The sequence below is a fragment of the Bisbaumannia pacifica genome (assembly GCF_007989625.1).
In the GTDB taxonomy this organism is placed as follows: Bacteria; Pseudomonadota; Gammaproteobacteria; order Pseudomonadales; family Halomonadaceae; genus Bisbaumannia; species Bisbaumannia pacifica.
Genome location: NZ_BJUK01000018.1, coordinates 15,628 through 41,075 on the forward strand (window position 1 = coordinate 15,628; position 25,448 = coordinate 41,075).

The following is a 25,448-nucleotide window of genomic DNA, read 5'->3' on the forward strand; positions in this document are numbered from 1 at the left end:
GGGAATGACCCATGTACAAGAAGATCCTGCTGCCGGTGGACCTCAACGAGGAGGCCTCCTGGAAGAAGGCCCTGCCCACGGCGGTGACCCTGTGTCGCAGCTTCGGCGCCTCCCTGCATGTGGTGACGGTGATGCCCGACTTCCGCATGCCGATGGTGGGGGCCTACTTTCCCGAGGACTTCACCGAGAAGGCCCACCACTCCCTGGGCGAGGCCCAGAAGCAGTTCATCAAGGATCGGGTGCCCGAGGATATCGAGGTGCACCGGACCATCGTCGAGGGCTCGCCCTGGGAGGCGATCATCAAGGCCGCCAAGAAGCTCGAGGTGGACCTGATCGTGATGGCCTCCCATAACAAGCGCAAGTTCGTCGACTATGTGCTGGGCCCCAACGCGGAGCATGTGGTGCATCACAGCAAGATCTCGGTGATGATCGTGCGCTGAGGCGCCGCCGCGGGGTTCGACGACGCCCACCCCTGCGGTGGGCGTCGTCGTTGGTATCCGTTGGCATCCGTTGGCATAGAAACCGCGTACCTCCTGTAAGGTCGAAGGTCCGGCCACGACTCAAGGAGAGCCCCGCCGCTATCACCGAGGAGCCGCCATGCATGCGACCCTGCCACGCCTGATCGCCACCGATTTCCCGCCGCTGAGGCGCGCGCGCCTCACGACCCTGCAGGCCAACCTCACCTACCGCTGCAACCAGTCCTGTCTGCACTGCCATGTGGCGGCGAGCCCCCGACGCCAGGAGGCGATGGCGTGGCCGACCATGGCATTGATGCTGGAGTTCATCCGTCGCCAGGGCATCGCCACCCTGGACCTGACCGGCGGGGCGCCGGAGCTCAATCCGTATTTTCGTCGCCTGGTGCGCGAGGCTCGGGCCCTCGGCGTCACGGTGATCGATCGCTGCAACCTGACCATCCTCGAGGAGCCGGGGCAGGAGAGCCTGGCCGACTTCCTGGCCGCGCAGGCGGTCGAGGTGGTGGCCTCGCTACCTTGCTACAGTGCTGGCAACGTCGATGCCCAGCGCGGCGATGGCGTCTTCGAGGCCAGCATCGCGGGGCTCCGGCGGCTCAATGCCCTGGGCTATGGTGCCCCGGACGGCGACCTGGTGCTGAATCTGGTCTACAACCCCCAGGGGCCCAGCCTGCCGCCGCCCCAGGCGCCGCTGGAGGCGGCCTACCACCGCGAACTGTGGGAGCACTTCGGTATTCGCTTCAACCGGCTCTTCACCCTGGCCAATATGCCCATCCAGCGCTTCGGCAGCACCCTGATCTCCAGGGGGCAGTTCGATGACTACCTGGCGCTACTCAAGGCCAGTTACAACGCCGCTACCCGGGAAGGGCTGATGTGCCGCTCGACCCTGTCGGTGGACTACCAGGGCCGGGTGCACGATTGCGATTTCAACCAGCAACTGCGCATGCCCCTGGGCGATAGCCCGCGGCAGGTACACCTGCGCGAGCTGCTGGAGCATGACCTGGAGGGGGCTCCTATCCGTATCGCCGACCACTGCTATGGCTGTACCGCCGGCCAGGGCAGCAGCTGCGGCGGGGCCCTGACATGATCCAGCTGTTCGCCAAGGCGCCCCTCCCGGGTCAGGCCAAGACCCGCTTGATCCCGGCCCTGGGCGCCGCGGGGGCGGCGTCCCTGCATCGCCGCCTGGTCTGGCGGGCCCTGGCGACGACCAGCGAGGCCTCGCGGCGCCTGGGCCTCGGCCCGGTACGCCTGTGGACGGCGCTGGATCACCACCACCCCTTCTTCGCCGAGTGTCGGCGAGCCTTCGATATCGAGCTAGCGCCCCAGCCGGAGGGAGACCTGGGGAGGCGCATGGCGGCGGCCTTCGCCGAGCCCGCCTGTCCCGCTCCACGGCTACTGCTGGGCAGCGACTGTCCCGCCGTGACGCCGGAGTTGGTGATGCGTTGCTGGACGGCCCTGGCCGAGCGGGACGCCGTCTTCCTGCCCGCCGAGGATGGTGGCTATGGGCTGATCGGCCTGTGGCGACGCGATGCGGCCCTGTTCGCCGATATGCCCTGGGGCGGTGACGCGGTGATGGTCGCCACCCGTCAGGCGCTGACCGGCCTCGGCTGGCGCTGGAGCGAGCCGGCGACGGTCTGGGATCTGGATCGCCCCGCGGAGCTGCCGCGCCTCGAGGCGCTGTGGGCTCGGGAAGGCTCCGCGCACCGGCCGTTGAAGATGGGCGAAGCACGCCCCGAGGCCCTTGACTACAGTTAGCAATGTAGAGGCATCCAGCCTTGTCTCCTCCACGACCTGGGTGTCGCGGCGCCTGACCCAGGCTCTGTTTTCCGTTCGCGGGATAAGGGGTTGTTCCATGAATGCAGCAGCATCCAAGAATCAAAAACCCACCGATGCCGTGGTAAAGATCTCCATCAGTCCGGTGGGCATGGACCGGCCCAAGGCCTGGTTGGCCGCCGGCTTCCAGGATTTTCGCCAGGCCACGGCGGTCAGCCTGGCCTATGGCCTGTTCTGGGTCGGCCTGAGCATCGCCGTGACCGCGGGGGCCTTTACCCTGGGCTATTGGCACTGGCTGTTGCCGCTGGTGGCGGGCTTCATGTTCCTCGGGCCCCTGGTGGCGGTGGGCTCCTACGGCATCAGCCGCGCCCTGGAGGCGGGTCGAGCGCCGACCCTCGGCGATGCCTTCGGCGCCTGGACCGCTCATACCGGCCAGCTGGCGATGATGGGCGTGATGATGATGATCTTCTTCCTCGCCTGGATCCGCCTGGCCACCCTGCTTTTCGCGCTCTTCTTCGGTTTTGAGGTGCCCAGCCCTGGTGCCCTCTATTCGGCGCTGCTGACCACCCCCGAGGGGCTCGGCATGCTCGCCGTGGGTACTGCCATCGGCGCCGTCCTGGCCTTTGGGGCCTTTACCATCAGCGTGGTGGCGATTCCCACCCTGATGGATCAGGACCTCACCTTTATGGAGGGCATCGAGGCCAGTATCCGGTCGGTGGCACGCAATTTCCGGCCCATGCTGCTGTGGGCGGTCATGCTCACCGGTTGCGTGCTGGTAGGGGTGATGACCTTCTATATCGGCCTGGCGCTGATCCTGCCGGTACTGGGGCATGCTAGCTGGCACGCCTACGAGGACCTGGTGCGCATCGAGCACCCCGGGCAGGCCGAATAGGGCTAGCGCGTGGAAGGGGAGCGGGGGGCCTCGGCCCCCTTTTTTCATAATGGCCCCGGCAGGGTGTCGGTGATATATGAGACTGCGTTAATATGGTTGCTCGGTCCGATGGGCATCGCCCAAGGGAGAACTGCTGCGTGGCGCGAGACCTGATAGCCTGGCCCGACGGCATAGGGAGTCCGAGTGCCGTCTCAACCGGTGGTCCTCCCTGGGACAGGGAGCGGCGCCCTAGCGAAACATGAGTCCATGAGAAAGCTTGCCATTGCCTGGCGTTCGCTGTTGTGCGCCTGCCTGTTCTTGCCCACCCTGGCCGCGGCCCATGAGCTGCGTGATCCCGAGGGGCCGGTGCTGCTGATCGTCTCGGGGGACATTACTCATACCAATCGGGGCAACGAAGCCCACTTCGATCGGCGCATGCTCGAGGCCCTGCCCTGGCGTAGCATCGAGACCACGACGCCCTGGACCGATGGGGTCAGCCGCTATCGTGGCCCCCTGGCTCGAGCCCTGCTGGAGGCCGTGGGGGCCCGCGGCGATAGCCTCGAGGTCACCGCCCTCAATAACTTCATGGCCGAAATTCCCGTCAGTGACTTCCGGCGTCATGATGTCATCCTGGCCATGGAGCGGGACGGCGACCCGATGCGCATTCGCGACTATGGGCCGCTCTTCGTGCTCTACCCCTTCGACCAGCATCCCGAGCTGCGCAACGAGACGATCCGTTTTCGTTCGGTGTGGCAGGTTCACCAGGTGACGGTGCGCTAGTCCGCCAGGCAGGGAGGCCTCCACCGATGCTGCGCTATCCGGTTCGCTTCAAGCTGGGGGTCTTCGCCACCCTGGCCTTCTTCTCGGCGGCGGTGATCGTCACCGGCTTGGTGTTGTGGCGCCAGGAGAGCCTGGCCCAGAGCGTGGGCGTCGATACCACCTGGGCCGCCTACAAGCTCGATCGAGAGACGGTGCAGTTACGCAACGAGCTGGCCCAGGATGCCGACATGGAGACCCTGCGCCTGCGCCTGGAGCTGCTCTACAGTCGCCTCAACGTGCTGCGCCGCGGCGAACTGGGGGCGCTGCTGGAGTCGATCCCCGCCGCCCGCCAGATGTTGCCGACCCTGGAGACCCAGATCGAGGCCCTGGATCAGCGCTTCTACGCCGCCGCCGCACTCGATGATGGCCTGCGCCAGCGTCTCGATGAGCAACTGGTCGCCCTGGGCCACAATACCGAGCGGCTAGTGGTGATCATCAACGGCTATCTGGCGGATAACGCCCACCAGGAGCGGCGTAATCTCCAGGGGCTCTACAGCCTGCTGCTGGCGATGATCCTGCTGCTTAGCCTGGCCGGGGGCCTGGTGGCGCTCTTCCTGTTTCGCGAGGCCCGCGCCCATGCCCGGGCCCGGGACTCCCTGGAGCGGCTCAGCCGGGAGCTGGAAGTCTCCGCCAGCCAGGCCCGGGCCGCCAGCCAGGCCAAGTCGGAGTTCCTGGCCACCGTCAGTCACGAGATCCGCACCCCCCTCAACGGGGTGATCGGCATGAGCGACCTGCTGCTGGGACGCCCCCTGGACGCCGCGGCGCATCGCTACGCCACCACCATTCACGACAGTGCGGGGCTGCTGCTCAACCTGATCAATGACATCCTCGACTTCTCCAAGATCGAAGCGGGGCGCTTGGAGTTGGAGCGAGTGCCCTTCGACCCGCGGGAGGTGATCCAGAATGCCCTGACCCTCTTCGCCCCTCGGGCCCGCTCCCGGGGCCTGGCCCTGGGCTGTGACCTGGCGCCCGAGTTGCCGCGTCGCCTGCTGGGGGACCCCGGTCGCCTGCGTCAGGTCCTGCTCAACTTGCTCTCCAACGCCATCAAGTTCACCGAGCGCGGCGAGGTGCGGCTGAAGGGGCAGTGGCGGGACGGCTCGCGGCTGCGATTGGAGGTGATCGATACCGGTTGCGGCATCCCCGAGGCCGCCCAGTCCCGCCTCTTCGAACCCTTCCGGCAGGGCGACCCCTCCACCGCCCGGCGTTTCGGTGGTACCGGCCTGGGGCTGGCGATCAGCCGTCGCCTGGCGGAGGCGATGGGCGGCGAGATCGGCTTCGCGAGCCGTCCGGGGGAGGGCAGCCGCTTCTGGATCGAGGTCCCCCTGGCGGCGGTGTCCGCGCTGCCGGCCACGCCAGTGCCGGACACCAGCGAGGGCACAAGGAGCGAGCCACGCTATGAGGCCAACCTGCTGGTGGTGGAGGACAACCCGGTCAATCAGCAGGTGGCGCGGGCCATGCTGGAGTCCCTGGGCTGCCGCGTGGTGCTGGCAGAAGGCGGCCATGAGGCGCTGAGCCGGGTCGAGGAGCAGGACTTCGCGCTGATCTTTATGGATCTCCAGATGCCCGACATGGATGGGCTGGAGGCCACGCGCCGACTGCGTGCTCGGGGCGGCTGGCTGGCCGAGGTGCCGATCGTCGCCATGACCGCCGGGGGGATGGATGACGAACGCCAGCGCTGCCTGGCCGCCGGCATGAGCGACTACCTGACCAAGCCCTTCTATCGCAACGAGCTGGTGGCCCTGCTTTCCCATCACCTGGGGGGCGCCGAGGCGCCGACGCCGGCCCTCGCCGCGGCGCCGCCGACCCAGGACCTGGAGGCCGCCACCCTGGAGGAGCTACGCGAGAGTCTCGGCACTCCCGGGGTGCGCTCCCTGGTCAGCCTCTATGGCCGTCAGCTCCCCGACCGCCTGGCCACCCTGGCGCGCCGAGTCAGGGCCGGGGAAGCCCGCGAGACCATGCAGCTGGCGCACCTGCTCAAGGGCGAGTCGGCCAGCGTCGGGGCCTGTCGACTGGCCTGGCTGGCCGGCGAGCTGGAGCGCGAGGCCCGGGACGCCAACGAGGCGGCCATGGGGGAGGCCATGACCGCCCTGGAGGCGGCGCGGGCCCCGTTGCAGGCGGCCCTTCAGGCATGGCTGGAGGCGCTGCCGGAAGCGGATGCCTGACCTGACTAGGCTGGTCTCGGCGGTGAAGGCGGCACTCCAGAGGCATGGCTGGAGGCGCTGCCGGAAGCGGATGCCTGACCTGACTAGGCTGGTCTCGGCGGTGAAGGTGTCGCGGCCTGGGCCGGTGGCCCAGGGGCGGGGGAGCTGAGTGGCCGCTTAGGCCCAGCGTGGATCGGCGGTAAAGGCCAGGGTAAACCAGCGCTTCTCAGCGGGAATGCTCAGGCCGGCGTCGATTTCCCGGCGAATCTCGTCTAGCGCCGCCACCCCGGCCTCGGCGGCGAAGTTGGGGCGGGTGACGATATGGATCTCGATCACCGAGACGCGCCCGGTCTTGGCCACATGGCTATGGTAGGCGAGCAGGCCATCGCGGCGCATCACCTCTTCCATCACGCCTCGCACCTCCCGATCCAGGGCGCTGGGCGCCACCATCAGCACTTCCTTCATGGCGCGGCGCACGATGCCGATGGGCACCGGCAGGAAGGCCAGGGTCAGGCACGCCAGCAGCAGGGAGTCGATATAGGGGATCCAGGACGCGGCGGCACTTCCCTCCAGTAGCAGGGCGATCACGAAGGCCAGCAGTAGGGCGGCGGTGATCAGCCCGGCCATCAGCCAGCCCTGGGCGTCGATGCGCAGGAACTCCGAGCCCACCCGGCGATTGACCCGGCGCTGGTAGGCGGCCATGGCGAAGCAGACCACGGCCACCACCAGCGCATAGACGATGGCCAGGTCGAAGGCCAGCACCCGGCCCCCCTCCATCAGGCCGCGCAGGGCATTGAGGAAGGCGTAGAAGCACAGCAGGGTGAGGATGGCACCGTTGAGGGCCGCCACCAGCGGCTCCAGGTGCCAGTAGCCGTGCTGGAAGCGCGGGCTGGATTCGCGCATCAGCAGTCGCGATACCCATAGCGAGAGCAGCGACATGCCGGCATCGATGGTCGAAAAGACGCCGTCGAAGAGGATCGATTGCGAGCCGGAGAGCAGCCCGAAGAGCACTCCCAGGCTGGCCACCGAGAGGGTCATGACGATGGAGAGCTTGAGAGTACGTTGCTCGAGGGTTGGTTGCATTTTTTCACCGACGACTCGGCCTCGGATAGCGACTTCTCGTTATCCGAGGCAAAGTTTCCCGATAGTTGGGGAGATTAGAAAAACAAGTGTTGAATATCTTATATCAGGCGGTCGGAGGCGGCCAGGGGCAGGCGACGATGCAGGCGGCGCTCCACCAGCACCTGCCCGGGGGCATAGTGGCCGCGGGCCGCGTCCAGGGCCCGGGACAGGGTCATCTCGGCGATGCGGTCGTGATCCTGGGGCAGTGCATTGACCGGCAGCGGCAGGAAGTCCAGTAGGCGATCGTCGCCGAAGGTGGCCAGGCGCAGCGAGGGGGGCAGGCCCCCCTCCTCCAGCAGCGCGTCCAGGACCCCGTCCAGCAGGGTGAAGGAGGCGGTGATCAGGGCGTCCGGCAGCCCCGGGCCGGCCAGCAGTTCGCGCATCAGCGCCGCGCCCTGATCCCGGTCATAGCGGGAGGCGCAGGCGATCTCGCTACGATAGTCCCCCTCGGCCACCGCCGCACGGAAGCCGGCGCGGCGCGCCCGGGTGATGGAGAGCTCGGCCACCGCATCGAACCACACCACCCGCTCGACCCTGGGGCCCAGTACCGAGGCGCTCAACTGACGCGCGGCCTCGCGGTTATTGCTGACCACGCTGACGAAGCGTGACGGGTCTAGGGCCCGGTCGACGGCGATCACCGGCAGGCCGGCGGCCATCAGCTCGGCATAGAGGGGGTCCTCCTCGGGCAGGCAGCTGGCGGTGATCAGCGCCTCGCAGCGCTGGGCGCGCAGCGCCCGGGCCAGTTCCCGCTCGCTGTCCGGGTCGTCGTCGGAGCCTGCGATCAGCAGCTGATAGCCCTGGGCCCGGGCGCCCCGCTCCAGGCGCTTGGCCAGGCGCGCATAGCTGGCGTTCTCCAGGTCGGGGATGATCAGCCCCAGGGTATGGCTGGCACCACGGCGCAGGGCCGCGGCCTGGGCGTCGATGCGGTAGTGGTGCTTCTCCACCACCGCCATGACCTTGTCCACGGTCTCCTGGCTGATGCGTCGCGCCCGGGCCTGGCCATTGATGACATAGCTGGCGGTGGTACGGGATACCCCCGCCAGACGGGCGATTTCGGCGAGTGTCATGGGGCTCTCCTTGCGGCTGACACGATTCTACGTCATGGCGAGGCGACCCGCCCCCTGCGAAAGTCGAATAACAAGCCGCTTGATTATTAAGGTGACACGATCCAGCCTTATATCAAACCATAGGTGACACGATTCATCTAAGCTAACTCACTCGATTTGTCACGAGCCTGGCCACCGGCTGGGCCGGCTAGACTCGACTCAGGGCGGTAGGCGCGCCCACCACAGGAGGCACCCTATGCTCACGTTACGCCAGGAGGACATCCTGCTGGGCTGCGAGGCCAGCGACTGGCAGGCGGCCCTCGACCATGCCGCCGAGGCGCTGCAGGCGGCGGGCCTGGTCGAGGCCGACTATCGCCAGGGCCTGCACGCCCGGGAGGCGCAGTCTTCCACCTACCTGGGCAATGCCATCGCCATTCCCCACGGCACCCCCGAGAGCCGCCGCCACGTCAAGCAGACCGGCGTGCGGGTGCTGCAGTTTCCCCGCGGCCTCGACTGGCACGACGGCCAGCGGGTGCATGTGCTGGTGACCATCGCCGCCCAGAGTGACGAGCACCTGGATATCCTGCGTCAGCTGACCCATGTGCTGGACCGCGACGGCGTCGGCGAACGCCTGGCCGCCGCGGACTCCCCGGCTCAGGTGGCCGCCTTGCTCTCCAAGACGGTGGTGGAGGCGCGCCTGGATGCCGAGACCCTGTGCCTGGGCTTCCCGGCCCACTCCGCCGAGGAGCTGGCGCTGGCCGCCGCGGCTAGGCTGCGCCAGGCCGGCTGCGTGGCCCCGGGCTTCGTCGCGGCCATCGCCGAGCAGCCGCCGCTGTCTCTGGGCCAGGGGCTGTGGCTGGCCCATAGCCATCGCGAGGTCGCCACCCCGGCCCTGGCCCTGGCCACCCCCGCCGAGGCCGGCGCCGTCAACGGGGTCTTCTGCCTGGCCGCCCAGGGCGATGCCCACCGCGGCCTGCTGGAGCGGCTCCATGCCCTGCTGGAAACGGGGCAGGGCGGCGAGCTCGTCGGCGCCTCGCTCCAGACCGTGCTGGCGCGTCTGGCCGGCGAGGGCGCCGGGGCCGAGACCCTGACCGTGCGGGTCCTCAATGCCCACGGCCTGCACGCGCGCCCCGCCAAGCAGCTGATCCAGGTGGCCCGGGCCCAGGGCCTGACGATCAAGGTGCGCCTGGCCGAGGGCGGCGAGGCGGTGGCCGCCACCAGCCTCACCAAGGTGATCGGCCTGGGGGCCCGCCGCGGCCAGCGGCTGGTCTTCTTCGCCGAGGGCGAGGGGGCCGGGGAGGCCCTGGTCGCCATCGACCGGGCGGTGCGTGACGGCCTCGGCGAGCGGGTCACCCCCTTCGACGAGGGTCGCGATGCCATCGCCGCCGAAGCGCCGGCCCCGGTCCTGGAGCCGCTGGCGGCGGATCGTCCCCATCCGGCGGTAGCCGCCTCCCCAGGGCTAGCCATCGCGCCGCTGTTCGTGATGCGCACCCCGCGCTTCGACTACCCGGCCCGGGCCGCGGACGCCGCCGAGCAGGAGCGGCGCCTGGGGGCGGCGATCCGCGAGGGCGCCGAGCAGCTCGAGGCCCTGGTGACCCAGGCCCGGGGTGGCGAGGTGGCGGAGATCCTCTCCATGCACGAGGAGATGTTGGAGGACCCGGAGCTCTATCAGGCCGCCCTGGAGGGCATCCGCGACGGCGCCTCCGCCGAGGCCGCCTGGTGGGAAGCGATCGAGACCGCCGCCCGGGCCCAGGAGGCCCTGGCCGACCGCCTGCTGGCCGAGCGTGCCGCCGATCTGCGTGACGTGGGGCGCCGGGTATTGGGCATCCTCTGTGAGGTGGCACTGCCCGAGCCGCCGGCACACCCCTATATCCTGGTGGCCGACGACCTGGGCCCCTCCGACGTGGCGCGCCTGGATACCGCCCGGGTGCGTGGCCTGCTGACCGCCCGCGGCGGCGCCACCGCCCATAGCGCCATCCTCGCCCGGGCGCTGGGCATCCCCGCCGTGGTGGGGGCCGGGGAGCGGGTGCTGACCCTGGAGAATGGCGACGAGCTGATCCTCGACGGCGAGCGGGGCCAGGTGATCCCGCGTCCCTCCCAGGAGCGCCGCGATCGCGCCGAGCTGCGCCTCAAGGAGGCCCAGGCCCGCGAGAAGGCGGCCTGGGCGGCCCGCTTCGAGCCCGCCGCCACCGCCGACGGTCACCGGGTCGAGGTGGCCGCCAACCTGGGCAACACCGCCCATGCCGCCGATGCCGTGGAGCGTGGCGCCGAGGGGGTGGGCCTGCTGCGCACCGAATTCATCTTCATGGCCCATGCCCAGGCGCCGGACCTGGAGGCCCAGATCGCCGAGTACCGGGAGGCCCTGGACGCCCTCGATGGTCGCCCCCTGGTGGCCCGCACCCTGGACGTGGGTGGCGACAAGCCGCTGGCCTACTGGCCGGTGCCCCAGGAGGACAACCCCTTCCTGGGCCTGCGCGGCATCCGCCTGGCGCTGACTCGTCCCGAGGTGCTGGAGACCCAGCTCCGGGCGCTGCTGATGGCCGGTGTCGGCCGACCGCTGCGTATCATGCTGCCGATGGTCAAGGACGTCGCCGAGTTCCGCACCGTGCGTGCCCTCTTCGATCGCCTGCTGGAGGCGCTGCCCGAGGCCGAGCGGGCCACCGACGTCCAGTTGGGGGTGATGATCGAGGTGCCCTCGGCGGCGCTGCTGGCGCCGAGCCTGGCCGCCGAGGTGGACTTCTTCTCGGTGGGCACCAACGACCTGACCCAGTACACCCTGGCCATCGACCGTGGCCATCCGGAGCTCTCCGCCCAGGCCGACGGCCTGCACCCGGCGGTGCTGCGGCTGATCGAGATGACCGTGAGCGCCGCCCATGCTCAAGGCAAGTGGGTCGGGGTGTGCGGCGAGCTGGCCTCGGATGCCGCCGCCGTGCCGGTGCTGGTGGGCCTGGGCGTCGACGAGCTCTCGGTGAGCGCCCGCCAGGTACCGCTGGTCAAGGCGCGGCTGCGCGAGTTCGATCTCGACGAGGCCCGCGCCCGGGCCGAGCTGGCCCTAGCCCAGGCCACCGCCGAGGCGGTGCGCGACGCCCTGGAGGCGCGCTGAGATGGCCAAGATCCTGACCCTGACCCTGAATCCCGCCCTGGACCTGTCGCTGCGCCTCGAGCGCCTAGTCCCCGGCGAGGTCAACCGCACCCGAGAGACCCATCTCGAGGCCGCCGGCAAGGGCGTCAACGTCGCCCGGGTGCTGGTGGGCCTCGGCCATGAGGTCGCCGTGGCGGGCTTCCTCGGCGCCGACAACGACGGCCCCTTTCTGCGCGCCTTCCAGGCCCTGGGGGTGGAGGACGCCTGCTTGCGTCGTCCCGGCGAGACCCGCATCAACGCCAAGCTGGCCGAGGCGGATGGCCGGGTCACCGATATCAATGGCCCGGGACTTTCCCTCACCGCCGGCGACCTGGCGGACCTGGAAGCGGAGCTGGCGGCGCGCCTGAGCGATCCCGCGCGGCGCCCCGACGCCCTGGTGATCGCCGGCAGCCTGCCACCGGGCCTGGCCCCGGCGGACCTGGCCGGGCTGATCACCCGCCTCAAGACTCATGGCCTGCCGCTCTGGGTGGACACCAGCGGTGAGGCGCTCGATGCTGCCATCGCCGCCGGCCCCGCCGCGGTCAAGCCCAACGAGGAGGAACTGGCCGCCTGGGCCGGCGAGTCCCTCGACTCGCCGGCGGCCCGGCGGCGTGCCGGCCTGCGCCTGCACGCCGCCGGCGTCGACGAGGCGGTGATCTCTGCCGGCGCCGAGGGCGTGCTCTGGGTGGGCCGGCGCGGCGCCTGGCAGGCGCTCCCCCCCGCCGTGGACGTGGCCAGCACCGTGGGCGCCGGCGACACCCTGGTCGCCGCCATGCTGCATGGGGTGCTGGCCGACTGGCCCGCCGAGCGCACCCTACGCCTGGCCACGGCCCTCTCCGCCGAGGCGGTCCGCCATCTCGGGGTGGGGAATCCCCAGGCCCCTGACCTCCATCAACTCCAACAACAGACCCGCGTGCGTCGTCTCAACGACGTGGACGCGGGGGGAGCCCTCGCATGAACGTCGTCCTCGTGACCGCCTGCCCCAGCGGCATGGCCACCACCTTCCTCGCCGCCCGCCGCCTGGAGCAGGCCGCCGGCCGGCTCGGCTGGCAGGCCCGGGTGGAGATGCATAGCCAGCTCGAACCCGTCACCCCCCTGACGGAGGAGCAGATCGCCGCCGCCGATCTGGTGGTGGTGGCCGCGGAGCGGGTACCGGAGCCGGCACGCTTCGCCGGCAAGCGCCTCTTCCAGGCCCCGCTGGCCGAGGCCCTGGCCGACCCCGCGGCCTTCCTGGCACGGGCCGAGCGGGACGCCAGCGACTTCACCGCCCCGGCCGCCGAGGCCCCGGCGGCTTCCGCCGGCGCCACGCGCATCGTGGCGGTGACCGCCTGTCCCACCGGGGTGGCGCATACCTTTATGGCGGCGGAGGCCCTGAGTGAGGCGGGCAAGGCGCTGGGCCACGAGATCCGCGTCGAGACCCAGGGCTCGGTGGGCGCCCAGGACCAGCTCACCGAGGCGGAGATCGCCGCCGCCGAGGTGGTGATCCTGGCCTGCGATATCGAGGTGGATCCCACCCGCTTCGCCGGCAAGCGGGTCTACCGCACCTCCACCGGTAACGCCTTGAAGAAGGCCCAGGCCACCATTATGGCGGCGCTGGAGCACGCCGAGGTGGAGAGCGCCGGCGGCGCCACATCCTCGGGCACGGGCGAGGCGAAGAAGGGCATCAAGGAGAAGGGCGTCTACAAGCACCTGCTCACCGGGGTCTCCTTTATGCTGCCCATGGTGGTGGCCGGGGGCCTGCTGATCGCGCTTTCCTTCGTGTTCGGCATCGAGGCCTTCCAGGAGGAGGGGACGCTGGCCGCGGCGCTGATGCAGATCGGCGGCGGCACCGCCTTCGCGCTGATGATCCCGGTGCTGGCCGGCTATATCGCCTACTCCATCGCCGACCGCCCCGGCATCGCCCCCGGCATGATCGGCGGCATGCTGGCGGCCAATATCGGCGCCGGCTTTATCGGCGGCATCCTCGCCGGCTTCCTGGCCGGCTATGTGGCGCTGGCCGTGGCGCGCCACGTCAAGCTGCCCCCGAGCGTCGAGTCCCTCAAGCCGATCCTGATCATCCCCCTGGTGGCCAGCCTGGTCACCGGCCTGACGATGATCTATATCGTCGGCGAGCCGGTGGCGGCCGTGCTCTCCGCCCTGACCACCTTCCTCGAGGGCATGGGGTCCACCAACGCCGTGCTGCTGGGCATCCTGCTCGGCTCGATGATGTGTTTCGACCTGGGCGGTCCGGTCAACAAGGCCGCCTACACCTTCGGCGTCGGCCTGCTGGCCTCCGAGACCTATGGTCCCATGGCGGCGATCATGGCCGCCGGCATGGTACCGGCCATCGGCATGGGCATCGCCAGCTTCGTGGCCCGTAACAAGTTCTCCGAGCCGGAGCGGGAGGCGGGCAAGGCCTCCTTCGTGCTGGGCTTCTGCTTTATCAGCGAGGGCGCCATCCCCTTCGCCGCCAAGGACCCGCTGCGGGTGATTCCTGCCTGCATGCTGGGGGGCGCGGTGACCGGGGCCCTCTCCATGCTGGTGGGCGCCAAGCTGATGGCTCCCCACGGCGGCATCTTCGTGCTGCTGATTCCCAACGCCATCACCCCGGCGCTGCTCTACCTGGGCGCCATCGTGATCGGCTCGCTGATCACCGGCCTGGGCTATGCCATGATCAAGCGCGGCGCCGCCCCGGTGGCGGTGGCCGCCTGAGCGACCCGCGCGGCGCGCAAGCCAAGGGCATGGCCATGATGGCCATGCCCTTTTTGTTAGGTTCTTCGCACTCTGGCGTGAATGCCATGCTGGAAGATTCTATGCTGCCCCCCAAACCGCCACCGTGGTTGCTGTGGGAGCTCGGATTCTTCCGAGCGATTGGCGCCGCCAGGCGCCCTGGGGGGTCTGACCCATCACTCGGCATAGCCGAGTTCCCACAACAGCAAGCCGGAGATCTGCCATGTCGTGGTTTTACGCTAAGTCTGAGCAGAATCTCTTTTTGGGAGGGCTTATCGTTGGAGAATGGCCGAGGGGCGTGTCCCCAGCGCTCCTTAGCCATTCCCTCTCTGCGCGGTGGTAGAGACGCGCCGAGAAATGGTGTACTTTTTGCATCCCCCATGCAGGGGGCCTTACCCGGCCCCGACTGCCGAGGCGACCCTACCCGGGGCGCCGTGTGGATCGAGGAGATACACGATGTCACCCGTCACCCTGATGGTGGCCCGCCGCGTGGCCCGCGGCCGCTACCCCGACTTTATGGCCTGGCTCGACGAGGGCCGCGAGCTCGCCGCCGACTTCCGTGGTTACCTGGGCTCCGGTGTGCTGGCGCCGCCCCCCGGCGACGACGAGTACCAGATCATCTTCCGCTTCAGCGATGCCGAGACCCTCGACGCCTGGGAGCACTCCGCCTCCCGGCGCGCCTGGCTCGAACGCGGCGAGGGCCTCTACCTGGCGCCCCACGCGCACCGCGCCACCGGCCTCGATAGCTGGTTCCGCGAGGCCGGCGGCCAGACTCCGCCGCGCTGGAAGCAGGCGGTGGCCATCTGGCTGGCCTTCTTCCCGGTCTCCCTGGGCCATCAATGGCTATTTGGCGAGGCCTTGGCGAGCCTGCCCCTGGTGCTCAAGGTGTTGGCCACCACCCTGATGCTGACTCCGGTGATGGTGTTCCTGTTCATCCCTTTGGTGACCCGCTGGCTGGCGCCCTGGCTCACTGCCCGCCCCGGCCGCACCAACAGAGGGCGCCTGGCACGCTTCTGGCACCAGCTTAGGGCCTGATTCCTAGCAAGTGGCGGCTTATCCCGGCGTTTCTCGGGCTGCTAGACTGGCCGCAGATCGAGAAGGATGCCCTGCCATGCGCGATACCGTCGCCCCGCCTTTGTGCCAGGCCGATAGCCGGGCCCGAGACCCCGAGACCGCCGCCGCCGAGCTGGCGGCGGCGCTGCGCCATCCCCACCTGGGCCTGGTGCTGTTCTTCTGCAGCGCCGAGTATCCCCTGGCGGCGCTGGGCGAGGCCTTGACCGCCGCCTTCGGCGAGGTGCCCGTCGCCGGCTGCACCACTGCCGGGGAGATCACCACCGAGGGTTATGGCCGGGGACGAGTGGTCGCCATCGGCTTCGATGCTCGTCACTTCGCGGTCTCCCTGGGCCTGGTCACCGACCTGGAGGCCTTCGACCTGGTCCAGGCCCAGCGCCTCTGCGACGACCTGCTGGCCGACTGCCGGCGGCACGCCCTGGCGCCCATCGCCGAGCAGACCTTCGTGATGACCCTGCTGGACGGCCTTTCCAGCCGCGAGGAGCAGGTCCTGGCGACCCTGGACGCGGCCCTGGGCAGCATCCCCAGCTTCGGGGGCTCGGCGGGGGACGACAATCACCTGGCCCATACCCATGTGTTCTGCGAGGGGCGCTTCCATGGCGAGGCGGCGGTGGTGGTGGCCGTCAATACCCGGCTGCCCTTCGAGGTCTTCAGCACCCACCACCTGCGCCCGCGGGTCGAGAAGCTGGTGGTCACCCGCGCCGACCGGGAGCGACGCCGGGTGTTGGAGCTCAACGGCGTCCCCGCCGTCGAGGCCTATGCCCGGCTGGTGGGACTGGCCCCCGAGGCCCTGGACGCCGGGGTCTTCGCTCGCCATCCCCTGGCGGTACGCATCGGCGAGGATTACTTCGTGCGCTCCATTCAGCGAGTCAATGCGGATGGCAGCCTGAGCTTCTACTGTGCGGTGGAGACTGGCATCGTGCTGACCGCCATGACCCCGGCGCCGATCCTCGAGGACCTGGCCACCACCCTGGATGCCCTGGCCAGTCGTTTGGGCCCGCCGAGCCTGATCATCGGTTGCGACTGCTTCCTGCGGCGCCTGGAGATCGAGGCCCTGGGACAGCAGCAGGCGGCTTCCCGGCTGCTGCGGGAGCGTCGGGTGATCGGCTTCAATACCTATGGGGAGCAGCACCATGGTCGACATATCAACCAGACCTTCACCGGCGTCGCCCTTGGATCTGCCAGGGGTTGAGCCGGGCCAGAGCCAGGCGGCGCTGGCCGAGGAGAACGCCCGCCTGCGGCGCATCTGTGCCGCCCTGATCGAGCGGGTGGAGTCCAGCGCCCAACCGGGCACCGCCCCCTATGCCGCCTTCGAGCATACGGTGGTGCTGGCCGAACAGGTGCGCGAGCGCACCGAGACCCTGCGCCACACCCTGGAGGCGCTGCGCGAGGCCAAGGCGGAGGCCGAGGCGGCCAACCTCTCCAAGAGCAAGTTCCTGGCCGCGGTCAGCCACGACCTGCTGCAGCCCCTCAATGCGGCACGCCTGTTCAGCAGTGCCCTGGAGTCCCAGGACCTGGGCGAGGAGCCGCGGCGCCTGGTGCGGCATATCGGGCGTTCCCTGCAGGACGTGGAGACGCTGCTGGGCACCCTGGTGGATATCTCGCGGCTGGATGCCGGGGTGCTGACGCCCGATCGCGGCAGCTTCGCGGTCGGAGAGCTGCTCGATGTGCTGGCCGAGGAGCATCGCCAGCTGGCCGCCGCCGAAGGGCTCGACTTCCACTATGTGCCGAGCCGGGCGGTCATCGACTCCGACCTGACCCTGCTGGCCCGGGTGGTGCGCAACCTGCTCGGCAATGCCATCCGCTATACGACGTCGGGGCGGGTGTTGCTGGGCTGCCGGCGTCGCGCCGAGGGGCTCGAGATCTGGGTGGTCGACAGCGGCAGCGGCATCGCCGAGGACCAGCAGCGGACGATCTTCGAGGAGTTTCGCCGCGGCCCCGCCGAGCGGGGCCGGCTCGACCGCGGCCTGGGCCTGGGGCTGGCCATCGTCGAGCGCATCGCCGGCCTGCTCGATCATCCCCTGGGGCTGGTCTCGCGGCCCGGGCGGGGCTCCCGGTTCTCGATCCGGATCCCCTATGGGCGGGCCTATCCGGCGCCGCCGCCGGAGGTCGGGGCGGAGGCGCCGCTGAGGGGGCTGACCGCCTGGGTGATCGATAACGACCCGGAGATCTGCATTGGCATGCGGGCCCTGCTCGAAGGCTGGGGGTGCGACGCCGTGACCGCGACCGGAGTCGACGACCTGGAGCGCGGCGAGAGGGCGGACCTGTTGATCGTCGATTATCACCTGGGCGAGACGGATGGCCTGGCGGTGGCGGCGCGATTGCGCCGGGAGTGGCCCGAGCTGCCGGTGATCCTGATCACCGCCTATCACGATGCCGAGCTCAAGGCGGCGGCACGGGCCCGGGGCTACGGCTATCTGCTCAAGCCGGTCAAGCCGCTGCGCCTCAAGATGGCCATGCTCGGCCTGCGGCGGCGCTGAGTCAGCCGCGCCGCCGAGTCAGTCGCGCCGCTGCCAGTCGCTGGCCAGCAGGATCGCTTGGACCCGGCTGCTGACCCTGAGCTTGCGCAGGATCGCCGAGACATGGGTCTTGACGGTGGTCTCGGCGATGGCCAGGCGGTAGGCGATCATCTTGTTGGACTCCCCCCGCACCATATGCGCCAGCACCTCGCGCTGCTTGTCGGTCAGCCCCGTCAGGGGACTCTCCCCGAGGGGAGCAGGCGACGGGGCGGGGGCGGGCGGGGCGCGCATGATGGTCGGCGGCAGATAGACCTGGCCGTCGAGCACCTGGCGCAGGGCGTCGATCAGCGTCTCCCGGGGCGTCGACTTGGGGATATAGCCCACGGCGCCCAGCTCCAGGGCCTCGAGCACGGTGGCCCGCTGCTGTTCGGCGGAGACGATCACCACCGCCAGCTCCGGCGCCGCCTCGCGCAGCCGGGCCAGGCCGCTCAGGCCGTCGGCGTCCGGCAGTCCCAGGTCGAGTAGCACCAGGTCCAGGGCCTCATGGGTCGCGGCCAGCCGCAGTGCCTCGGTGAGACTGGCCGCCTCGAGGACCTCGCTGGCCTCGAGGCCGGCGGCGATCACGCCGCTAATCGCTTCGCGAAACAGGGGATGGTCGTCGGCCACCAGCAACCTATGCATGGACGCTCCTCGTTGTCGATAGTCGCCTCCTCCCAAAGGAGGAGGCCTCCTCCTGCCATGGCATGATGCCCCGACTGTCGCCGTTGGCCAACACTGGGAGGTGTCCGATTCGACAACGATAATTTCAGGAGATACGCCATGATCTACGCCAATCCCGGTCAGCCCGGCGCGGTGGTCGGCTTCGAGTCCCGTTATGGCAACTATATCGGCGGCGAGTTCGTGCCACCGGTGAAGGGCCAGTACTTCGACAACGTCAGCCCGGTCAATGGCCAGGTGTTCTGCGAGATCCCGCGCTCGGGTGCCGAGGATATTGAGCTGGCCCTGGACGCCGCCCACCGGGCTGCCCCGGCCTGGGGCAAGACCGCCGCTGCCGAGCGCAGCAATCTCCTGCTGAAGATCGCCGATCGCATCGAGCAGAACCTCGAGGCCCTGGCCGTGGCCGAGACCTGGGACAACGGCAAGGCGGTGCGCGAGACCCTCAACGCCGACCTGCCGCTGGCCATCGACCACTTCCGTTACTTCGCCGGCTGCCTGCGCGCCCAGGAGGGCACCGCCGCCGATATCGACGCCAATACCGTGGCCTACCACTTCCACGAGCCGCTGGGCGTGGTGGGGCAGATCATCCCCTGGAACTTCCCGCTGCTGATGGCCACCTGGAAGCTGGCCCCGGCGCTGGCCGCCGGCAACTGCGTGGTGATGAAACCCGCCGAGCAGACCCCGGCCTCGATCCTCAAGCTGATGGAAGTGATCGGTGACCTGCTGCCGCCGGGGGTGGTCAATATCGTCAACGGCTACGGTGCCGAGGCCGGCCAGGCGCTGGCCACCAGCAAGCGCATCGCCAAGATCGCCTTTACCGGCTCCACCCCGGTGGGCGCGCATATCCTCAAGTGCGCCGCCGACAACATCATCCCCTCCACCGTGGAGCTGGGCGGCAAGTCGCCGAACATCTACTTCGCCGACATCATGAACGCCGAGCCGGCATTCATCGACAAGGCCGCCGAGGGGCTGGTGCTGGCCTTCTTCAATCAGGGCGAGGTGTGTACCTGCCCGTCCCGGGCGCTGATCCAGGAGTCCATGTACGACGCTTTCATGGCCCGGGTCATGGACAAGGTCAGCCAGATCAAGCGCGGCAACCCCCTGGACACCGAGGTGCAGGTGGGCGCTCAGGCCTCCCAGGAGCAGTTCGACAAGATCCTGTCCTATATGGAGATCGCCAGGGAGGAGGGCGCCGAGTTCCTCACCGGTGGCGACAAGGAGAGCCTCGAGGCGGGCATCGACCAGGGCTACTACATCCAGCCGACCCTGGTGAAGGGCCATAACAAGATGCGCGTCTTCCAGGAGGAGATCTTCGGCCCGGTGGTGGCGGTGACCACCTTCAAGGACGAGGCCGAGGCGCTGGCCATCGCCAACGACACCGAGTTCGGCCTGGGCGCCGGGGTCTGGAGCCGCGATATCAACGTCGCCTTCCGCATGGGGCGCGGCATCCAGGCCGGTCGCGTCTGGACCAACTGCTACCACCAGTATCCGGCGCATGCCGCCTTCGGCGGCTACAAGAAGTCTGGCGTCGGCCGCGAGACCCACAAGGTGGCCCTCGAGCACTACCAGCAGACCAAGAACCTGCTGGTCAGCTACGACATCAACCCGCTGGGTTTCTTCTGATCCCTTCGGGGAGCGACAGCCGCGGGGGCGCCATGGCGCCCCCGCCGTCGTTAGGGGGTCTCCGCCTCCTGCAGCAGCAGCCCTAGCTGGGCACCCAGCCGCAGGTCCTCCTCGACGCCGAAGTGGCGATAGCGTAGTCGCCCCCGGGCATCGAAGAGCAGGGTGCTGGGGGTGCCCTCCAGGCCATAGGCTCGCATGGTGCGAGGCAGGGGGGCGCCGGCGGGGCCGGGGGCGTCGATGCCCACCGGAAAGTCGTAGCGATGCTCGGCGAGAAACACCGCCAGGGCCTCGGGCCCCATCACCGCGTGATGCTCGAAGACGGTATGCAGACCCACCACCGTCAGCGGCGTGCCGGCCAGCAGCCGCGCCACCCGCTGGGTCTGGGGCAGGCCATGCAGCACGCAGCCGGGGCACAGCATCTGGAAGGCGTGGAGCAGGACCACCCGCCCCCTGAGCCCGGCGAGGGTCAGGGGGCGCTCGCTATTCAGCCATCGTGAGACCTGCCACTCGGGAGACGGCGTCATGGGGCTATCCTCCTGGGTTTCTTATGAGGATAGCTCCGGGCTGGATGGCTCCGAGCTGGATAGCTCCGGGAAGCAATCAGGCGCCGGGGGAGAGGCCGACGATCCGTCCCGGGGCGGCATCCAGGGCCTCGCTTAGCACGGCATAGTCGATGGCGACCTGCGCCTCGGCCTTGAGCGCTTCCAGCGTAGCCAGGGCCTCGAGGCGGTGGCTCAGGGCCCGCTCCTCCACCTCGGGGGTGGCGAAGGACTGGGCGTAGAGGGTGCCGTCCTGCCAGGCGGCCTTGAAGGGCTGGTCGATCAGGTTGACCGGGGTATCCACCGGCACCGAGCGGAACAGCGCCTCCACGTCTTCCGGGAACATGCGGATGCAGCCGCGGCTGGCACGCATGCCGATGCCGTCGGGGCGGTTGGTGCCATGAATCAGGTAGCCGGGAATCTCCAGCAGGATGGCGTGGCGTCCCAGGGGGTTGTCCGGCCCCGGCGGCACCACGGCGGGAGCCTCCTCGCCCCGGGCGGCGGCTTCCTGGCGCACCGATTCGGGAGGGTACCAGGCCGGGTCTTCCAGCTTCATGGTGGTGCGTGTGGTGCCGAGCGGGGTATCGAAGCCCTCGCGGCCGATGCCGATGGGGTAGGTCTCGACCCGTGGCGTCTCGCCGTCGCCCACCTCGGGATAATAGTAGAGTCGCAGCTCGGCGATATTGATGACGATGCCCTCCCGGGGCGCGTCCGGCAGCAGGTGCTGGGCGGGGATCACCACCTCGGTGCCCTCGCCGGGCAGCCACAGGCTGACCTCCGGGTTGGCGTTGCGGATCTCCTCGTAGCCCACGGCATGCTCCCGGGCGATATCCAGCAGGGTCTGCTCGTGGCTCGCCGCGACCGTATAGGGCGCGCCGACCAGGCTGCCGTGCTCCGGCAGCGGGTAGTGGCCCCGGGGCCAGTCGTCGTCGGCCAGGGCGGCGCCGGGCAGGGCCAGCAGCAGCAGGGCCAGGAGGGAGGACCAGGGGCGTTGCCGGCGAGCGGTATCCAACATCATCACGTACCTCGGCTAGGGGAAGCGCCATCATACCCGCTGAGGGGGCGGGGGGACCATACGACGACGGCGGCCCCGAAGGGCCGCCGTCGTTCTGCTGGCATGGCGCGTGGTGGTTAGCTCAGCTCGCCGATGGAGCCGGGCATGGCATGCACCTTGGCGCTATCGGCGCGGGACAGGGCCAGGAACTCCAGGTGACGCTCATACTCCGCCAGGACGTCGCCGATCACCTGGCCGCGGGTATAGCCATTGAGGTCCTGCCCCAGGCCGCCCTCGGCCAGGTAGACGTCCAGGCGCAGGTAGTAGTCATCATCCGCCGGCAGGAAGCTCGGTGCCCGCAGGCGATGAGGACGCACCTGGTAGACGAAGCTCTGGGCCTCCTCGAAGTCCACCTGCAGGGTGAGTCGCGGCAGGGGCTCGTCCTCGAGGCGCTCCTCGCTGACGCTGGCGCTCTGACCGCGGCCCTCCAGTTCCTCGGCGAACTGGGTCAAAGCCGGGCGAATGGCGTGTTCGATGGTGGCGGCGGCGCCGGCCCGGGTGGAGGTGTCCAGGGCGCGGTCGAGACGCTCGCGCCAGTCGCCGCCGGGGGCGGTGCCGGCGATGCGGCGCCGCGCCTCGGCCTTGTCGCCCTCCATGCGCAGGGCCCGGTAGAGGCCCGCCATGATGGCGAAGATCACCACCGAGAAGGGCAGCGCCGTGACCACCACGGCGCTCTGCAGGGCCGCCAGGCCGCCGGCCATCAGCAGGGCCACGGTGACCAGGCCGATCACCGCCGACCAGAAGATGCGCAGGCGCACCGGGGCGTCGTGGTTGACGTCGGAGAGGATGGAGGTGAAGTTGGCCAGCACCAGGGCCCCGGAGTCCGCCGAGGTGACGAAGAAGACGATGCCCAGGATGGTCACCACGGCGGCGGTCAGGCCCACCCAGGGGTAGGACTCCAGCAGGGTGTACATGGTGGTCTGGGGGGTGTTGAGGGCCTGTTCGCCCAGTTCCACGGCGCCCTGAGCCACCAGCTCGATGCCGCTGTTACCGAACACCGACATCCACACCATCATAAAGGCCAGCGGGATGCCCAGGGCCCCGGCGACGAACTCGCGAATGGTGCGCCCGCGGGAGATGCGCGCCAGGAAGAGGCCGACGAAGGGCGTCCAGGCGATCCACCAGCCCCAGAAGAAGATGGTCCACCACATCTTCCACTGGTTGGCGCCCTCGCCGGTGAAGGCGTAGGTGTCGAAGCTCTTGGCCACGAAGCCGGCGAAGTAGTCGCCGGCGTTGTTCACCAGCTTGTCGAGCAGTTGCAGGGTGTGGCCCTGGAAGAGCACGAACAGCAGCAGGGCCAGCGCCAGCAGCATATTGAACTCGGAGAGGCGACGGATGCCCTTCTCCACGCCGCTGACCACCGAGATGGTGGCCATGATCACCACCAGGACGATCAGGATTACCTGCACCGAGAGGCTCTCCGGCACGTCGAACATGTAGTTGAGGCCGTAGTTGAGCTGCATCACCCCGATGCCCAGGCTGGTGGCGATGCCGAACACCGTGGAGATCACCGCGGTGATATCCACCGCATGACCGATGGGGCCATGGATGCGCTTGCCCAGCAGCGGGTAGAGGGCGCTGCGGATCGCCAGCGGCAGGCGATGGCGATAGCTGAAGTAGGCCAGGGCCATGCCCATCAGCACATAGAGGCCCCAGCCGGAGAGGCCCCAGTGCATAAAGGTCTGCACCACGGCGGCGCGCATCGCCTCCTGGCTCTCCGGAGTCAGGTCCGGCGGCGCCAGGTAGTGGGCCACCGGCTCGGCGACGCTGAAGAACAGCAGGTCGATGCCGATACCGGCGGCGAACAGCATCGCCGACCAGGAGAGCAGCGAGAATTCCGGCCGGGCATGGTCGGGGCCAAGGCGGATGCTGCCGAAGCGCGAGCAGCCGATCAGAATCACGAAGACCAGGTAGGCCACCACCGCCAGCATGTAGTACCAGCCGAAGGTCTGGTTGACCCAGGCCAGGGCGGCATCGAAGAAGGCGCCGGCCTGGTCGGTGAAGGTCATGGTCAGGACGAGGAAGACCAGGATACCGGCCACCGAGCCGTGGAAGACGGCGGGGTTTAGCCGGTCGCGTCGCGGGTTGTCTTGGTTCATGGGGGACTCCCTAGTTATTGATATTGTGTCTCGCACCGAGGAGGCCGGGTGCTGGGGTTGGGATCGTCGTTATTTTGATTGAACGCACAATTAAAATAGCGGTGATCTCATCGCCCTGCCTGCTTATGGGCCGGCCAAGGTCGCAACGGGATACGAGACACGCGATAAGCGTCGCGTCGGGGCAAGTGGGGAGCCGATGGGCTTCCCCGGCACGGTCGGCGAGGCGACCGGCAATCGCTAATGCATAATGGATTTTTATTGATTGCCCGTTCAAATAAAATACGCGCTTCTCGACGGATCTTCAACCCGGGGGGTGGAGAGGGCGGGAGAGGGCGTGAAACGACGACGCCCGGCAGGGGCCGGGCGTCGTGGGGGGAGGGAAGCGCGGGTTAGGCGTCGTGGTGGCGGTGACCGCGATCCTTGCCGTGACGCTCACCACGCTCGGGGCGCATGGCCTCCTGGAGCTCGGCGAGCTGGGCCTCGTCGAGGATCTCGGCGAGGGCGGCGTGGTGCGACGCGCGCAGCTCGCGCAGCGCGTCGCGACGGGTCTCCCGGTCGCCGAACTCGCGCTCGCGGAGCTCGGCCAGGTCGCCGGCGATGGTGGCGCGGGTGGCCGTCAGGGCCTCACGCTGTTCCTCGGAGAGCTCCCAGCCGTCGATCAGGGCATCCAGGCGCGCCTGCATGGCGGCACGGCGCTGCTCGCGCTGCTCCTGACGAGCCTCGGCGAGGGCCTGGCGCTGCTCGTCACTCAGCAGCGCCTCCAACTCGGCGCGGTGCTCGGCGTGCAGCTCGCGCAGCGCCGCCTGGTGCGCGCGGCGGGCCTCGTCGATGGCGGCACGGGTCTCGGCATCCAGGTCGAGGCGCTCGAGCAGTGCCTCGTGGTGGGGGCCGGCGTCATGGTGCCCCCCGGGGTGGCCGCCGCGCTGGCCATCGGCCAGGGCCGTCAGCGACAGGGGGGCGATGGCCAGGGTCAGCAGGGCGGGCATCAGCAGCTTGCGGGTGATCGGCATCGAACGTCTCCTTTGCGGTGTGTCGATGCCTTCAGTGTCGTCGCCGCTTGTGCAGGGAGGGTGCAAGCTTCGGGGAAGCGCGGATATTATTTCATCGCTTGCCGATATGCGGCTCATTCCTCGGGCTGGTATTTATAGCCGACCCCATAGACCGAGCGGATGATCTCGCGCTCCGGCCAGACCTCGGCGATCTTCTTGCGCAGCTTCTTGATATGACTGTCCACGGTGCGCTCTGAGACCACCCGGTGATCCCGGTACATATGATCCATCAACTGATCCCGGGAGAAGATGCGCCCCGGGGCCTGCATCATCACCCTGAGCAGTTGGAATTCCACCGCGGTCAGCTCCAGGTCATGGCCGTCGGCCAGGGCCCGCCAGCCCTCGTCATCGAGGCTCAGGCCGTTCTCCACCACGGGGGCATCCTGGGCGCGGCTGCGGCGCAGCACCGCCTTGATCCGCGCCACCACCTCCCGGGGGCTGAAGGGCTTGCAGATATAGTCGTCCGCGCCCAGCTCCAGGCCCAGCAGGCGGTCCACCTCCTCGACCCGGGCGGTGAGCATGATCACCGGCAGTGCCGGCCAGCGGGCGCGGATCTCCCGGCACAGGGTCAGGCCGTCGGTACCGGGCAGCATCAGGTCGAGCAGTACCAGGCTCGGGGTCTGCTCGCCGAGCCAGGGAATCACCGTATCGCCATGGGCGAGGTGGTGCCAGGCGAAGCCGTTGCCCGCCAGGTAGTCGCCCACCAGTTGGGCGATCTTGGGCTCGTCTTCCACCACCAGGATGGTGTCATCGGGGGGCATGGCG

Annotated in this window: 21 protein-coding genes; 13 read left to right on the top strand and 8 right to left on the bottom strand. The window is 69.2% G+C overall.

What is annotated here, in order from left to right; genetic code table 11:
- The first annotated feature begins 11 nt into the window (after positions 1–11).
- The 6 genes from HPA02_RS09355 (at position 12) to HPA02_RS09380 (ending at position 6,095) form a co-directional block, all read left to right on the top strand.
- Positions 12–440: a universal stress protein gene (locus HPA02_RS09355; protein ID WP_146802920.1), complete on the top strand. Its 429-nt coding sequence runs from the start codon at positions 12–14 to the stop codon at positions 438–440.
- 157 nt (positions 441–597) lie between these two features.
- Positions 598–1,557: an arsenosugar biosynthesis radical SAM (seleno)protein ArsS gene (gene arsS / locus HPA02_RS09360; RefSeq protein ID WP_146802921.1), complete on the top strand. Its 960-nt coding sequence runs from the start codon at positions 598–600 to the stop codon at positions 1,555–1,557.
- Entirely contained in the window at positions 1,554–2,225 is a 672-nt protein-coding gene (locus HPA02_RS09365) for a TIGR04282 family arsenosugar biosynthesis glycosyltransferase (RefSeq protein ID WP_146802922.1), read from the top strand. The genes arsS and HPA02_RS09365 overlap by 4 nt, the downstream gene beginning before the upstream one ends.
- A 97-nt stretch (positions 2,226–2,322) precedes the next feature.
- Complete coding sequence (locus HPA02_RS09370; RefSeq protein ID WP_146802923.1) at positions 2,323–3,135, top strand: DUF2189 domain-containing protein; 813 nt, start codon at positions 2,323–2,325, stop codon at positions 3,133–3,135.
- A 246-nt stretch (positions 3,136–3,381) separates the two neighbouring features.
- Complete coding sequence (locus HPA02_RS09375) at positions 3,382–3,894, top strand: putative pterin-binding protein (protein WP_232340961.1); 513 nt, start codon at positions 3,382–3,384, stop codon at positions 3,892–3,894.
- Between the two features lie 26 nt (positions 3,895–3,920).
- Positions 3,921–6,095: an ATP-binding protein gene (locus HPA02_RS09380; RefSeq protein ID WP_146802924.1), complete on the top strand. Its 2,175-nt coding sequence runs from the start codon at positions 3,921–3,923 to the stop codon at positions 6,093–6,095.
- A 156-nt stretch (positions 6,096–6,251) separates the two neighbouring features.
- Here HPA02_RS09380 and HPA02_RS09385 read toward each other — a convergent pair whose 3' ends face one another.
- Positions 6,252–7,157: a cation diffusion facilitator family transporter gene (locus tag HPA02_RS09385; protein ID WP_146802925.1), complete on the bottom strand. Its 906-nt coding sequence runs from the start codon at positions 7,155–7,157 to the stop codon at positions 6,252–6,254.
- 98 nt (positions 7,158–7,255) lie between these two features.
- Positions 7,256–8,263: a catabolite repressor/activator gene (gene cra / locus HPA02_RS09390; RefSeq protein ID WP_146802926.1), complete on the bottom strand. Its 1,008-nt coding sequence runs from the start codon at positions 8,261–8,263 to the stop codon at positions 7,256–7,258.
- Between the two features lie 235 nt (positions 8,264–8,498).
- Here cra and ptsP point away from each other — a divergent pair, with 235 nt between their 5' ends.
- The 6 genes from ptsP to HPA02_RS09420 all read left to right on the top strand — a co-directional run bounded on the left by ptsP (position 8,499) and on the right by HPA02_RS09420 (position 17,623).
- Positions 8,499–11,345, top strand: coding sequence for a phosphoenolpyruvate--protein phosphotransferase (ptsP, locus tag HPA02_RS09395; protein WP_146802927.1), 2,847 nt, complete (start codon positions 8,499–8,501; stop codon positions 11,343–11,345).
- Between the two features lies 1 nt (position 11,346).
- A complete protein-coding gene (gene pfkB, locus HPA02_RS09400; RefSeq protein ID WP_146802928.1) occupies positions 11,347–12,321 on the top strand; it encodes a 1-phosphofructokinase in 975 nt (324 codons plus the stop codon).
- The gene (locus HPA02_RS09405) at positions 12,318–14,054 is read left to right on the top strand and encodes a PTS fructose-like transporter subunit IIB (RefSeq protein WP_146802929.1); all 1,737 of its coding nucleotides are present in this window, start codon (positions 12,318–12,320) and stop codon (positions 14,052–14,054) included. Before pfkB ends, HPA02_RS09405 begins: the two co-directional genes overlap by 4 nt.
- 474 nt (positions 14,055–14,528) lie before the next feature.
- Positions 14,529–15,107, top strand: a complete 579-nt coding sequence (locus HPA02_RS09410; RefSeq protein ID WP_222593988.1) for an antibiotic biosynthesis monooxygenase — start codon at positions 14,529–14,531, stop codon at positions 15,105–15,107.
- A 76-nt stretch (positions 15,108–15,183) separates the two neighbouring features.
- Positions 15,184–16,335: a nitric oxide-sensing protein NosP gene (nosP, locus tag HPA02_RS09415; protein ID WP_146802930.1), complete on the top strand. Its 1,152-nt coding sequence runs from the start codon at positions 15,184–15,186 to the stop codon at positions 16,333–16,335.
- On the top strand, positions 16,316–17,623 hold the full coding sequence (locus tag HPA02_RS09420) for a hybrid sensor histidine kinase/response regulator (RefSeq protein ID WP_232340962.1): 1,308 nt from the start codon (positions 16,316–16,318) through the stop codon (positions 17,621–17,623). Before nosP ends, HPA02_RS09420 begins: the two co-directional genes overlap by 20 nt.
- An 18-nt stretch (positions 17,624–17,641) precedes the next feature.
- On the opposite strand, the gene HPA02_RS09425 is transcribed toward HPA02_RS09420, so the two are convergent.
- Positions 17,642–18,283: a response regulator gene (locus HPA02_RS09425; protein WP_146802932.1), complete on the bottom strand. Its 642-nt coding sequence runs from the start codon at positions 18,281–18,283 to the stop codon at positions 17,642–17,644.
- 138 nt (positions 18,284–18,421) lie between these two features.
- Between HPA02_RS09425 and exaC the strand changes: the two genes are divergently transcribed.
- On the top strand, positions 18,422–19,942 hold the full coding sequence (gene exaC / locus HPA02_RS09430; protein WP_146802933.1) for an acetaldehyde dehydrogenase ExaC: 1,521 nt from the start codon (positions 18,422–18,424) through the stop codon (positions 19,940–19,942).
- A gap of 50 nt (positions 19,943–19,992) precedes the next feature.
- Here the strand turns inward: exaC and HPA02_RS09435 are convergent, their stop codons facing one another.
- The 5 genes from HPA02_RS09435 to HPA02_RS09455 all read right to left on the bottom strand — a co-directional run bounded on the left by HPA02_RS09435 (position 19,993) and on the right by HPA02_RS09455 (position 25,444).
- On the bottom strand, positions 19,993–20,466 hold the full coding sequence (locus HPA02_RS09435) for a TlpA disulfide reductase family protein (RefSeq protein ID WP_146802934.1): 474 nt from the start codon (positions 20,464–20,466) through the stop codon (positions 19,993–19,995).
- A gap of 76 nt (positions 20,467–20,542) precedes the next feature.
- Positions 20,543–21,499 (bottom strand): L,D-transpeptidase family protein, encoded by a 957-nt coding sequence (locus HPA02_RS09440; RefSeq protein ID WP_146802935.1) that lies wholly within the window; start codon positions 21,497–21,499, stop codon positions 20,543–20,545.
- Positions 21,500–21,612: 113 nt separating this feature from the next.
- Positions 21,613–23,634 (bottom strand): choline BCCT transporter BetT, encoded by a 2,022-nt coding sequence (gene betT, locus HPA02_RS09445; protein WP_146802936.1) that lies wholly within the window; start codon positions 23,632–23,634, stop codon positions 21,613–21,615.
- Between the two features lie 389 nt (positions 23,635–24,023).
- Positions 24,024–24,644: a hypothetical protein gene (locus HPA02_RS09450; RefSeq protein ID WP_146802937.1), complete on the bottom strand. Its 621-nt coding sequence runs from the start codon at positions 24,642–24,644 to the stop codon at positions 24,024–24,026.
- 113 nt (positions 24,645–24,757) lie between these two features.
- The gene (locus HPA02_RS09455; RefSeq protein WP_146802938.1) at positions 24,758–25,444 is read right to left on the bottom strand and encodes a response regulator; all 687 of its coding nucleotides are present in this window, start codon (positions 25,442–25,444) and stop codon (positions 24,758–24,760) included.
- Between the last annotated feature and the right edge of the window lie 4 nt (positions 25,445–25,448).

What these genes read in the sequence shown, in the direction of transcription:
- HPA02_RS09435 (WP_146802934.1), bottom strand. Translation starts at nt 20,466, where the DNA reads ATGACGCCGTCTCCCGAGTGGCAGGTCTCACGATGGCTGAATAGCGAG.
- HPA02_RS09385 (WP_146802925.1), bottom strand. Translation starts at nt 7,157, where the DNA reads ATGCAACCAACCCTCGAGCAACGTACTCTCAAGCTCTCCATCGTCATG.
- HPA02_RS09375 (WP_232340961.1), top strand. Translation starts at nt 3,382, where the DNA reads ATGAGAAAGCTTGCCATTGCCTGGCGTTCGCTGTTGTGCGCCTGCCTG.
- HPA02_RS09410 (WP_222593988.1), top strand. Translation starts at nt 14,529, where the DNA reads ATGTCACCCGTCACCCTGATGGTGGCCCGCCGCGTGGCCCGCGGCCGC.
- HPA02_RS09365 (WP_146802922.1), top strand. Translation starts at nt 1,554, where the DNA reads ATGATCCAGCTGTTCGCCAAGGCGCCCCTCCCGGGTCAGGCCAAGACC.
- HPA02_RS09455 (WP_146802938.1), bottom strand. Translation starts at nt 25,444, where the DNA reads ATGCCCCCCGATGACACCATCCTGGTGGTGGAAGACGAGCCCAAGATC.
- HPA02_RS09370 (WP_146802923.1), top strand. Translation starts at nt 2,323, where the DNA reads ATGAATGCAGCAGCATCCAAGAATCAAAAACCCACCGATGCCGTGGTA.
- betT (WP_146802936.1), bottom strand. Translation starts at nt 23,634, where the DNA reads ATGAACCAAGACAACCCGCGACGCGACCGGCTAAACCCCGCCGTCTTC.
- pfkB (WP_146802928.1), top strand. Translation starts at nt 11,347, where the DNA reads ATGGCCAAGATCCTGACCCTGACCCTGAATCCCGCCCTGGACCTGTCG.
- ptsP (WP_146802927.1), top strand. Translation starts at nt 8,499, where the DNA reads ATGCTCACGTTACGCCAGGAGGACATCCTGCTGGGCTGCGAGGCCAGC.
- nosP (WP_146802930.1), top strand. Translation starts at nt 15,184, where the DNA reads ATGCGCGATACCGTCGCCCCGCCTTTGTGCCAGGCCGATAGCCGGGCC.
- exaC (WP_146802933.1), top strand. Translation starts at nt 18,422, where the DNA reads ATGATCTACGCCAATCCCGGTCAGCCCGGCGCGGTGGTCGGCTTCGAG.
- HPA02_RS09440 (WP_146802935.1), bottom strand. Translation starts at nt 21,499, where the DNA reads ATGATGTTGGATACCGCTCGCCGGCAACGCCCCTGGTCCTCCCTCCTG.
- HPA02_RS09450 (WP_146802937.1), bottom strand. Translation starts at nt 24,644, where the DNA reads ATGCCGATCACCCGCAAGCTGCTGATGCCCGCCCTGCTGACCCTGGCC.
- HPA02_RS09355 (WP_146802920.1), top strand. Translation starts at nt 12, where the DNA reads ATGTACAAGAAGATCCTGCTGCCGGTGGACCTCAACGAGGAGGCCTCC.
- arsS (WP_146802921.1), top strand. Translation starts at nt 598, where the DNA reads ATGCATGCGACCCTGCCACGCCTGATCGCCACCGATTTCCCGCCGCTG.
- cra (WP_146802926.1), bottom strand. Translation starts at nt 8,263, where the DNA reads ATGACACTCGCCGAAATCGCCCGTCTGGCGGGGGTATCCCGTACCACC.
- HPA02_RS09425 (WP_146802932.1), bottom strand. Translation starts at nt 18,283, where the DNA reads ATGCATAGGTTGCTGGTGGCCGACGACCATCCCCTGTTTCGCGAAGCG.
- HPA02_RS09380 (WP_146802924.1), top strand. Translation starts at nt 3,921, where the DNA reads ATGCTGCGCTATCCGGTTCGCTTCAAGCTGGGGGTCTTCGCCACCCTG.
- HPA02_RS09405 (WP_146802929.1), top strand. Translation starts at nt 12,318, where the DNA reads ATGAACGTCGTCCTCGTGACCGCCTGCCCCAGCGGCATGGCCACCACC.